This window comes from Leptolyngbya sp. Cla-17 (assembly GCF_016807185.1).
Lineage (GTDB): Bacteria > Cyanobacteriota > Cyanobacteriia > Leptolyngbyales > Leptolyngbyaceae > ULC077BIN1.
Map to the genome: position 1 here is coordinate 647591 of NZ_JAEVYN010000002.1, position 11349 is coordinate 658939.

At 51.3% G+C, this 11349-nt stretch carries 8 protein-coding genes; 1 reads left to right on the forward strand and 7 read right to left on the reverse strand.

Annotation, left to right across the window (positions count from 1 at the left end):
- Positions 1-146 precede the first annotated feature (146 nt).
- On the forward strand, positions 147-5963 hold the full coding sequence (locus tag JOY44_RS14165; protein WP_171574328.1) for an alpha-2-macroglobulin family protein: 5817 nt from the start codon (positions 147-149) through the stop codon (positions 5961-5963).
- 53 nt (positions 5964-6016) lie between these two features.
- Here JOY44_RS14165 and JOY44_RS14170 read toward each other — a convergent pair whose 3' ends face one another.
- The 7 genes from JOY44_RS14170 to JOY44_RS14200 form a co-directional block, all read right to left on the reverse strand.
- On the reverse strand, positions 6017-6358 hold the full coding sequence (locus JOY44_RS14170; RefSeq protein WP_203032030.1) for a hypothetical protein: 342 nt from the start codon (positions 6356-6358) through the stop codon (positions 6017-6019).
- A 76-nt stretch (positions 6359-6434) separates the two neighbouring features.
- Entirely contained in the window at positions 6435-7427 is a 993-nt protein-coding gene (locus JOY44_RS14175) for an ABC transporter permease subunit (protein ID WP_171574330.1), read from the reverse strand.
- Positions 7424-8674 (reverse strand): sugar ABC transporter ATP-binding protein, encoded by a 1251-nt coding sequence (locus tag JOY44_RS32390; RefSeq protein WP_197985353.1) that lies wholly within the window; start codon positions 8672-8674, stop codon positions 7424-7426. The genes JOY44_RS14175 and JOY44_RS32390 overlap by 4 nt, the downstream gene beginning before the upstream one ends.
- A gap of 103 nt (positions 8675-8777) precedes the next feature.
- Positions 8778-9071: an ATP-binding cassette domain-containing protein gene (locus JOY44_RS32395; protein ID WP_197985361.1), complete on the reverse strand. Its 294-nt coding sequence runs from the start codon at positions 9069-9071 to the stop codon at positions 8778-8780.
- 10 nt (positions 9072-9081) lie between these two features.
- Positions 9082-10095 (reverse strand): ABC transporter substrate-binding protein, encoded by a 1014-nt coding sequence (locus JOY44_RS14190; protein WP_171574331.1) that lies wholly within the window; start codon positions 10093-10095, stop codon positions 9082-9084.
- A 234-nt stretch (positions 10096-10329) separates the two neighbouring features.
- The gene (locus tag JOY44_RS14195) at positions 10330-10971 is read right to left on the reverse strand and encodes an IS630 family transposase (RefSeq protein WP_171571819.1); all 642 of its coding nucleotides are present in this window, start codon (positions 10969-10971) and stop codon (positions 10330-10332) included.
- Positions 10884-11300, reverse strand: coding sequence for a helix-turn-helix domain-containing protein (locus JOY44_RS14200; protein ID WP_171571820.1), 417 nt, complete (start codon positions 11298-11300; stop codon positions 10884-10886). Before JOY44_RS14200 ends, JOY44_RS14195 begins: the two co-directional genes overlap by 88 nt.
- Positions 11301-11349 lie beyond the last annotated feature (49 nt).

Here is an 11349-nt window from a genome sequence, read left to right on the forward strand (position 1 = left end):
TGGACTCAATTGAGATCGCCTGACCATCAGCAATGAATGAAGTAAAGAATTATTGAAGTTAGCAGGAATTGATCCCTAGAAGAGAGTAGGAATGGAGGTTAGCTGCGTGAGCTATTGCGATCGCCTGTTTACTGTGGGGAGAGACTATGAGATTGGGCAAACGCTTCGTGCTGCCGTTGCTGTTTTTGTGCGGCATTGTAATCGCCGTCAGCTTTTCGGGCTGTAGCACCACTACCATGACGAAAGCGCCAGAGGTGCTGACAACGGTGGCAGTATTGGAAAAGCCCAGCCTGCCAGACTGGATCGAGGAGATTAGCCCCACTGGAAATGCCAAACCCCAGGCTCAGATCCGGATTCGGTTTAAGGAGGCGCTGATTCCCGTAGAAAGCTTGGAAAGCAAAGATCAGCAGCAGCTTTTGCAAAAATTTGAAGTGGTGCCAGCGTTAAAAGGGCAGTTTCGGTTTCTCACGCCGCGCATGGTGGGCTTTCAAGCCGATGAGGCAATTCCCCAGGCAACGCGGGTGCGGGTAACGCTAAAAGCAGGACTGGCAGATTTAAAGAATCACAAGCTGGATAAAGATCTTGCCTGGACATTTCAAAGCGATCGCCTGAAGCTCACAAACCTACCGACCTCCTACAGTGCAGACAGTCCAAAGGTGGCAACCGAACCGCTGGACATCAAACCCGTGCTGAAAGTTTTTTCTAATGTGGAATTGGATCAAGCATCGCTGAAAGAACATGCCAAGCTGAAAGAATCAGGGCAAACCGACGGCGTAGCGCTGAAAGTGGCATTAGAAAAACAGCCAGAAGTAAGCGACACGCCCAACCCCGAAGCAGAATTTGACCCCTCGACCCAAAGCTGGATCTATACGCTAGAGCCGGAATCAGCCCTGAAAAAAGCGACCCAATACACTCTGGAAGTTACGCCCGGTCTACGTCCACTGAAAGGGAATCTGCCCAGTGAAGAGTCGTTTGTTAGCCGGGTAGAAACTTATGCGCCGCTAGCGTTTCAAAAGCAGACCGCAACTGGCAAGCCCGATGGTGGCGGTGCCTACGGACGCTTTGTAAATGGTATAGCGCAGCTAGAGTTTAACAATTCGATCGCCGCCGAATCAGCCCTTGCCAACATTTCCATCTCGCCAGAGCCAAAAAATAAGGATGTGCCCCTGGTCAGAGCTTATGAGGGCGATCGCGTCGTCAGCTTGAATCCTTGGGCACTAGAACCCGCAACCAATTACACCATCACTGTTGGGGCTGACCTGAAGGATAGCTTTGGGCAAACCTTGGATAAGCCAGTGACAGTCAGCTACCAGACGGGCGACACTGCGCCAGATATTTGGGCACCCACCGAGCTGCATATTTTTCCCACGGCCCAAGCAAAAATCGACTCGCCCTTACAACTGAACATTTCAACGGTGAATTTGTCAGCCTACCGCTCGGCCTTTGCGATCGTTCAGCCCACCGATTTAGTCTATAGCGATTCTGCCTATCCGCAAAATAACGGCAAAGATTTACTACCAAACGTTTCTACCTGGAAAACGACCAAAGTCCAGAACCAAAAGAATCAGTCGGTGGAATCCACGGTGCCGCTGCAAAAGCTGTTGGGTGGCTCGACAGGGATGCTGGCGTATGGCGTACAGGCGAGAACCGTGCAGTATCAGGAAGAAGGCAAGCAAAAGTGGCGCGAGCCAAATTTTTACGGCATGGTGCAAGTGACCAATTTGGGCGTGTTTGCGCAGTGGTTCCCCGATTCTGGATTGGTGCGGGTGCATCACTTGTCAGATGGGCTTCCGGTTGCCAATGCAACTGTGCAGATCTACAAATCCCAACTGGAGGCAAAAGACCGCTCTACGCCTACACCCTGCGCGACGGGCAAAACGGATGCGGCTGGGATGCTAACCTTGAGTGCTGCTCAGTTTCAGGGATGTCGGACTTCCGGTTCGGAGACTGCACCGCCCTTACTCGCGATCGCCCAGTCAGGCAAAGATTGGGCATTCACTCGCACCACTGAATACAGCGGCGCTTACGGTTACGGCGTAGATAGCGGATGGGAGAGCGGTAAGCCACTGTCGCGGGGGACAATTTTTAGCGATCGCCAGCTTTACCAACCGGGCGAAACGGCTCATTTCACTGGAGCCGCCTACTATCTTCAGGCTGGCACCCTAAAGCAGGATAAAAACGTTCGCTACGCCATTACTTTAGAAAGTCCTGATGGTCAGAAGAAGACGCTAGATAGCCAAAGCACCAACGCTTTTGGAACTTTTTCCTTAGAAGTGCCCCTGGAAAAAACACAGCCTTTGGGCACCTACACGATGCGGGCGAAAGGAGACAGCGGTGCTGAAATCACCGGAGATTTTCGGGTTGCGGAGTTTAAGCCGCCCAACTTTAAGGTGAAACTGTCGCTTAGCGGCGTGAGTGACGGCAAAGGCACCAGCTCAAATCGAGACTTTCCACCGGAACCCGATGCACCCTCGGCTCCCGTGGCGATCGCTCTTCCCGACCAAAAAATTGAAGCAACCGCTCAAAGCAACTACTTGTTTGGGGCACCCGTTGAAGGAGGAGAAGCGAAGTATTATGTGACCCGCCAACAAACCGAGTTTGCGCCCCAAAATTGGGATGGCTACTCCTTTGGACGACGTTGGCTATGGCCCGAAGAAGCACCCGAAGTGCCCAGTGATGTGCTGCAAACCACCCAAACCTTAAGCAAAGAGGGTCAGACAACTCAGAGCGTCACAGTTGCAAAAGATTTGCCCTATCCCATGACCTATCGAGTGGATGCGCAAGTCTCGGATGTGTCAAATTTGTCGGTGGCGGATTCACAAACCTTTGTGGCGTTGCCCAGCGATCGCCTGATTGGCTTGAAAACTGACTTTGTTGCCGAGGCTGGCAAAGAGTTTCCAGTGCAGGTGATTGTCACCGACGCAGCAGGCAAACCCATGCCCGAAAAGGTGAAAGTAGAACTGCAATCCATGACCTACAGCGACATCACCCGCTTGGTGGAAGGTAGCCGCACCGCTCAAAACCAGGTGGAATACAAAACCGTTTCCACAACGGAAGTAGATTCTGAACAAGCGGCTCAGACTGCGCGATTGATTGCCCCCAAGTCTGGTTCATATCGAATTCGCGCCATGCTAGCAGGGAACAGCAATGAAGCTGCGGCAACCGAAGTGCAATTGTGGGCAACGGGCAACGAGCCGACCTTTTGGGGCGATCGCTACAACAACAATCGCTTAGAAGTGAAGCTAGACAAAAAAAGCTATCGTGCGGGCGATATGGCAACAGCGATTATTCAGTCACCTTACCCCGATGCGGAGTTATATTTTGCAGTCGTCCGGCATGGCACGCTTTCTCAAACTGCGATCCAGGTAAAAGGCAGCGCGCCCCAAATCCAGTTCACGGTTACACCAGAGATGATGCCCAATGCTGCGGTCGAAGCAGTATTGATCCGCCAGGGTAAGCCATTGGAACAAACGGAACCGGGTAGCCTGAATGATTTAGTAAAAATAGGCTTCGCGTCGTTCAACACCGAGTTGAGCGATCGCTATCTCAACGTTGAAATTCAACCCACGGTTGGCTCTACAGCATCTACACCTGCTCAACCTGGCACCGAGCAAACCTTAAACTTGATGCTCAAAGATGCGGTAGGCAATCCAACTAAGGGAGAGTTTACCGTCATGGTGGTGAATGAAGCGGTGCTGCAACTCAGCGGCTACCGTCCCCCCGATCTCGTCAAAACCGTTTTTGCCGAACAGCCCATCTCCACCCGCCTCGCGGATAATCGCCCGGATGTCGTGTTGAGTCCCATGACTTCGCCCCTACAAAAAGGCTGGGGCTACGGCGGCGGCGTATCTGCTGGAGCCGCCAATACCCGCACCCGTACCGACTTCAAAGCACTGGCATACTACAACGGTGCGGTTCTCACCGATGACAGCGGGAAAGCCCAAGTCAAATTCACCTTGCCAGATGACTTGACCACCTGGCGCGTGATGGCAGTGGCAACCGATGGCAACCTCCACTTTGGTAAGGGCGATACTACGTTTATCACCAGCCAGCCTCTAGTTAGCAATCCCATATTGCCGCAGTTTACTCGACCGGGCGATCGCTTCCAGGTGGGTGTGTCGGTTACCAACAACACCGGGCAAGCCGGAATTATGGTGGTGAATGGTACGGTGACCGAGCCGCTCAAGTTTGATAACTCAAATGGCTCTGAGCAAGTCGAAGCAAGCACTGGAACCAGCGCCACCCGCTTTCCCGTAGTGGTCAGTTCACCGGGCACGGCGCAGATAAAATTCACCACCCAGCTTAGCGGCAGAGAGGATGCCTTTGAGGTGCCCTTGGAAGTGAAACCGCTCGACGTGACGGAACAAGTCGTGGAGTCTGGCACTACTGAAAATCAGGCAACCATTCCCCTAAATGTCGATAACAATGTTGCCACTGATGCTGGAGGGTTAGACATTTCTCTGGCAAGTTCTCTCATTCCCCAACTGGTGGCTCCTGCCCAACAGGTTTTAGACGATCAGTTGCCTTTTGCAGAACCCGCCGCCAGCAAACTCGCGATCGCTGCCAACCTCCAAACTCTCTCCCAAACCTATGGGCAAACCTTCAGCGGCTTTAACCCCAGTCAACAGACAAACAGCGCTATCGATCAGCTAAAAGCCTTACAAAAACCTGATGGTGGTTTTGCTGCCTATCCAGGTGCAGAGAAATCTGATCCCTTTGTCACCGCCTATGCCGCCCAAGCGATCGCTCAAACAAAGCAAGCACAAACCTTTCCCACTCTGCGGAATTACCTCAGCAAAACTCTCGCTGATCCGGGTCAATATGATTTCTGCAAACAGTCATTGTGCAAAAATCAACTGCGCCTGCAAACTCTGATTGCCCTGGCGGATTTAGGCGATAAGCGGACTGAATTTGTCGCAGACATTTACACTCAGCGGGATCAACTTGATCCGGTTGATCAAATCAAACTGGCACGCCATCTCTCTCAACTTCCTGATTGGCGGCAGGAAGCCAACAGCATGGCAAAGGATCTGCAAGAAATGACTCGCGAAACCGGGCGATCGGCACAGGCAAACTTGCCCCAAGGCTGGCGCTGGTTGAGTTCATCCACGGCTACCCAGGCAGAGGCATTAAAGCTGGCAGTTGTCCAAAAAGCGAAACCCGACGCGATTGCGAAGCTCGCCCAAGGATTGCTCAACCAACGGCGCAATGGCACCTGGCAAAGCACCTACGACAACGCTGCTGCCCTATCTGCCCTAGTTGAAACCAGTAAGCTTCAACCCACGCTGCCCAACTTTACGGCAACGGCGGAACTTGCTGGAAAAACTCTAGCAAGCGCGCCGTTTCAGGGTTACCAGAATCCAAGCAAAAGCGTCACAGTTGCACTCTCCGATTTGCCCCGTGGCAAAAATGATTTAACTCTGAAAAAAACAGGTAACGGCATTCTGCATTATCTCGTCGCCTATCGCTATCGGCTACAAGGCAATCAGCCCGGTCGCCTTAACGGATTACGAATTACTCGCACCCTGCGCCCTGCTAATCAGGAACAGATCCTTCATACCACTGGACTCTACGCAGTAGATTCGCTGAAAGTGCCTGTGGGTCAGGTCTATGATGTCGGCTTGGAAATCATCACGGATCATCCGGTGGATCAAGTTATCATTACCGATCCGCTACCTGCCGGGTTTGAAGCCGTAGATGACAGCTTTCAAACATCCACCCCTTACTTCAAAGCGAAGGGGGACAGTTGGCAGGTGAGCTATCAAACCACGTACAAAGACCGGATTGTTGCCTTTGGCGATCGCCTTAACCCTGGCGTGTATACGCTGCATTATCTGGTGAGATCGGTCACCCCAGGCACATTCATCTATCCTGGTGCCGAAGTTTATTTGCAGTATGCACCGGAGGAATTTGGGCGATCGGCTTCCACAACCCTGATTGTGGAGGAAGGCAAGGGTTCGTAGCAACGGAACCCAATCGAATCCGGGAGGGGAGCGGGGTATTGACCAGTAAGACCCTACCCTGGCACCTCTCGAAGCAAGTCGGGTTCGTTGTGGATAAAGGTAATTTGCAATGTCCCTAGTAGCTCTTCCTGTTTCAGGGCTGATTCGTCAGCAGCTACTAGTTGCTCTAGGCTTTCCTGGCTTAAATGCAAACCTGTCTCTTGTACACATGCAGCAAGTCTACCTAGGTTGGAGATCGGCACTTCAAAGTTAATGCAAATTAAGATGTTCGAGTAAAGATGAAAGTCGGTGATCCAAGCTCCTGCTCGGTTAATCGCCTCACTCACCCGATCCGTCATCTGAAGCCGGTCTGCTCTAGTGAACCCAGAAAGGCGTAGAAATTGCTGCTCAACCATGGGCGGCTAATCTCCCAAATAAATCAACCCAGCATATAAAACACTTTGCTGGCATAATGACAGGCATTAATTAGCGTCATCTCCGTCTGCGAAGGCGATCAATCGTGACGGCGACGATAATCACCAACCCCTTCACCACTAACTGCCAGAAAAAGGACATATTCAGCAGGGTTAAGCCATTGTTGAGAACGGCGATGATCAAGGCACCGAGCAAGGTTCCGGGAATGGTGCCTATGCCGCCGGTGAAGCTAGTTCCGCCCAAAATTACCGCCGCGATCGCGTCTAGTTCATAGCCGTTGCCCAGCAAACCAGTGGCACTATAGAGTCGGCTGGAACTCATGATGCCTGCCAAACCTGCCAGTAAGCCACTCAAACCATAGACAAACAGCAGCACACGATTGACTTTGATGCCTGTGAGTCGTGCGGCTCGTTGGTTGCCGCCGACGGCATAAATTTGTACGCCTAAAACTGTTCGTTTGAGAATAAACCAACTAGCAAGAACGACTAGCAACGCAATCACGACCAGCCAAGGAAAGGGACCCAGATAACTGTTGCCAATCCAGGCAAAGTTGAGATCTCGGTTCAAAACGGTGGTGCCGTTGGCAATGAGATAGGCAACGCCGCGCAGGGCAGTCAATCCGCCCAAAGTGACAATGAAAGGCGGCAAATCGAGAAAGGCGATCAAAGCACCATTACCTAAGCCAATTAGCAAACCCGTCAATAGGGCAGCAGGCACCGCCGCCCAGCTTAGGACAGGCATCAACGAGACGAGAACCCCAACCACCGCCGACACGCCCAAAATTGAGCCAACGGATAGATCGATGCCGCCGGTAAGAATGACGAAGGTCATGCCCGTTGCCAGCACAATATTGATCGATGCCTGCCGCAAAATATTGACGACGTTTCCAGCCGTGGCAAAGTTGGGAGTTAGTACTGAAAATAGAATGCAGATCAGCACCAAAATCGGCAAGATTCCCGCGACCTGAAGCCAGTTGTTGGCGACGTTGCGCTTGCGTGATAGCGAACTGTCCGCTTTATCTTTTAGGGGACGCAATTCAGTTTGACTCATAATGCGGCGACCTCCGATGCGCCAGTGGCATACGCCATGATGTTTTCTTGAGTAATGGTTGTACCCGTGGAACCGCCCAGTTCACCAACCAATTGACCTTCGCGCATGACTAAGACGCGATCGCTCAGTCCTACTACTTCTGACAATTCGCTAGACACCATCAGAATGGCAACGCCCTGTTGAGCTAGGTCGCTGATAATGCGATAGATTTCGCTTTTGGCACCAATGTCTACGCCGCGCGTGGGTTCATCCAACAACAGCACTCTGGGCTTAATTGCCAGCCATCGTGCCAGTAGGAGTTTTTGCTGATTGCCCCCGGACAAATCCATTGCCCGAATTTCGAGGTTAGCAAGTCGGATGTTGAAGTCTTCCACAGCATCGTTGGCAATCTTGCCCATCGATCGCCAATTGATCACGCCAACTTTAGAGTCTTGCTTCAACATATTCAGGATGATGTTTTTGCCAGAAGTCATCTCCAGAAACAAGCCCTGATCTTTGCGATCTTCTGGAACGTAGCCAATTCCCGCCGCGATCGCATCTCCAGGCGAGCGAATCTCCAGTTTTTTGCCATTCAGCCACACCTCTCCGCTAGCTTTGGGATCGGCACCAAAAATCAGGCGAGAGAGTTCAGTGCGTCCTGCGCCCACCAACCCCGCTAGCCCGACAATCTCTCCAGCCCGGAGAGTCAGATTAGTCGGCTGAACCTTGCGACCGTCGCTAATGTTTTTAACTTCTAGCACCACGGCACCGGGTTCTGTCTGCCGCTGATGCTCGTAAAAATCTTGCATTGGGCGACCCACCATCATTTGCACCAATCGGTCTGGTGAAATCTCATCTCGTGTGAGGCTGCCAATATACTGACCATCTCGCAACACGCTGACCCGATTTGCCAAGGCATACACCTCTTCCATCCGATGGCTGATGTAGATGATGGCTATGCCGTCACTCCGTAGCTTGTGGATCACTTCAAACAGCCGCTCTGTCTCGCGATCTCTGAGGGCGGCGGTGGGTTCATCCATCACTAGAATGCGGCTGTTGTCTTTGAGCGCACGGGCAATTTCGACCAGTTGCTGCTCGGCGATCGACAAGCTAGACACGAGATCATTGGGGGCAAAAGTGGCTCCCAAACTGTGCAGCACTCGCGCCGATTCCCGTTTCATGCCATCGCGATCGAGCAGTTGTCCCCGCCGCAATTCGCTGCCCATAAACATATTTTCGGCAACGGTCAGATTCGGGGCGACATTCAACTCTTGATAAATTATAGCGGTTTTCTGTCGGATGAGGTACGGGCAGAATAATAGAGAGCAAGGGTTTGAGCCTTTAGTTTGTACCTCACAGGAGCCGGAAACGCTATAAATTGATGCCAGATCGCCGTGCCATGCCTGGATCCGTAATGTTTAGCCGTTGCCCGTTGACATAGATTTCACCTTCGTCGGCGATGTAGGCTCCTGCCAAGATTTTCATCAACGTGCTTTTGCCTGCGCCGTTTTCCCCCATCAACGCATGGACTTCACCAGGATAAATCGTTAGATTCACATCACGAAGTGCAGGCACCCCATGAAATCGCTTGGTGATGCCTCGCATTTCCAGCACGGAAGCCAAACTGGGTGCAGATATAGGCGAGGGCTGAATGCTAGTTGTCATAAGTAACTCCTTACTTCCAGCCTGGGTATTGGCTGACGTTTTCGCGGGTGATTAACTTGACCGGAATCAGAATGTTGGGGTTAGCGGGTCGCTTGCCATACAAGATATCGTTGCCAACCTGCACAGCTTTTCGGGTCATTCCCAGCGGATCTTGAGCCGCAGTTGCCACCACCAGACTGCTAGGGTCAGCGATCGCCTGAGTTGCTTCGGGTGCCCTATCTACGCCCACAATGAAAAATTCGCTGCGTTTGGCTTGTCTTGCGGCGAGTTCTGCCCCCACCGCCGACGGATCATTAATGGCGAACACCGCATTTAGTTGAGGGAAAGAAGTGAGTAAATCAGTCATTACCCGCAGTCCACCATCTCGGCTACCTTCAGCGTTCTGGTCTTTTGAGAGGATTTTGATACCGGGATATTTAGCAAGCACTTGTTCACAGCCCTGCACCCGCTCAATGACTGAAATCACGGGCGGTCCATTCACAATAACGATGTTGCCTTTCCCCTTGAGGCGATCAGCAATGAACTGACAACTCAGTTGCCCTGCTTGCACATTGTTGGAGGTGATAGTGGCATCCACGCCACCCCCCGCCGCCGTATCCACTGCAATCACCACGCTGCCCGACTGTTTAGCTTTCTCAACCGCCGGCTCAATGCCTTTGCTGTCTGCCGCATTCAGAATGATGATGTCTGTTTTGGCGGCAACAAAATTTTCGATCTGGTTAAACTGCTGATTTAGGTCATATCCACTAGAAACCACCGTTACTTGGGTCTCTGCACCGCCGATTTTTTTGGCTTCCGTCTCTGCACCACGCCCCATCAACACAAAAAATGGATTGCTGAGATCGCCAACGGTGACAGCGACCGATTTGAGCTTGGCATTTGGATTTGAGTTACCTTGCGTGATTGCTCCATCCTTAGAAGGATTGGGGGAACAAGCCGCCAGAATTCCACTGGCAACACTTACAAGAGCGATCGCAATGCTACTTTGAATCGCTGCATGAACTTTTATTGTTTTTTTGCTCATCTTTTCTTACTAACTCCTTTCTTAGAGTCAACAGAATAAGATCTGCAAATCGAATCAAACCAAAACTACCTCAACTGTTCGTTGCAGAGGTGATCAACGAACAGTTGAATTAGTTTTAATTGCAATTCTTTACGACTGTACTTCCCAAATAGATGCTATTGAAACAGAGTTGTAAAAAGCATTAGGAATGAAAATTTGCAAATCAATAATCTGAATATACGGCGGATTGCAGTGTTAAGAGGGACAGTAACAGCAGTGTGCAAACCAGTTGTGCAAATGTTGAGGATCTATCAAATCCATCGCTGTGGCAATGAGGGTATCTACCCTTTTCGAGGTTGTCGGCGAGAACTGTCTTAGGAAAGCCTTTAACTGTGACCACCAATGCTCAATCGGATTAAATTCGGGAGAGTAAGGAGACAGATACAGAACCTTCGCTCCAACCGCCTCAATTAAAGGTGCAATGGCTTTTACCTTGTGAGCAGGCAGGTTATCCATGACCACGACAGCCCCTTTCCACAGTTGAGGCACAAGACACTTTGAGACGTACACCTCAAAGACAACCGCGTCCATCGACTGATCTATCGTCATCACAGCCAGCACCTTTGAGACGGTAATCGCGCCCATGACACTCACCTTCTTGCCCCGATAAAAAGGTTTGAAGTCATACGCTCGTTCCCCAGGTGCAGCACGGGCATGGGTTCGCATGAGTCCCAGTAGAACACCCATCTCATCGAGAAACACTAAATCTTTGAGTTCTATACTCGTCACCTGTGCCCAGTACTCCTGTCTCAGGAGTTGGACTCGTTCGCTGGTGGCTTGGCTGGAGCGGAGCGTTTTTTTTTGCGCGGTAAATTGAGTCTCTGAAAGGTTCGGCACATAGTACTTTGGCTAACCCATAGCCCAGTCTCATCAAAGAGTAGCTCACAATATTCCGCTAAGGTCGCATCGCGCTGGTTCTCGAAGATCGCCACTAACTGGTCTTTGTGCTCCATCACAGGACTCACCGAACCACCCTGCTTATGGGGAACGACGTGACCTTCTGTGCGCTTCTGAATCATCCATCTCTCGACGCAACTCTTGCTGACAGCAAAGCGGGCAGCAACTTTTCGGATCGAGCTATCACCCTTCTCCATAGCACTTACAATCTTCTCTCGAAAGTCTATGGAATACGGCTTCATTTTTGACCCAACGTTGTAATCCTTCATTGTCCTCTATCTGACTGCAATCCGCTGTATTTGAACATATCAAAAAAGC

Coding starts and splice junctions, on each gene's coding strand:
- JOY44_RS14170 (WP_203032030.1), bottom strand. CDS start 6,358: ATGGTTGAGCAGCAATTTCTACGCCTTTCTGGGTTCACTAGAGCAGAC.
- JOY44_RS14200 (WP_171571820.1), bottom strand. CDS start 11,300: ATGAAGGATTACAACGTTGGGTCAAAAATGAAGCCGTATTCCATAGAC.
- JOY44_RS14165 (WP_171574328.1), top strand. CDS start 147: ATGAGATTGGGCAAACGCTTCGTGCTGCCGTTGCTGTTTTTGTGCGGC.
- JOY44_RS32395 (WP_197985361.1), bottom strand. CDS start 9,071: ATGACAACTAGCATTCAGCCCTCGCCTATATCTGCACCCAGTTTGGCT.
- JOY44_RS14190 (WP_171574331.1), bottom strand. CDS start 10,095: ATGAGCAAAAAAACAATAAAAGTTCATGCAGCGATTCAAAGTAGCATT.
- JOY44_RS14175 (WP_171574330.1), bottom strand. CDS start 7,427: ATGAGTCAAACTGAATTGCGTCCCCTAAAAGATAAAGCGGACAGTTCG.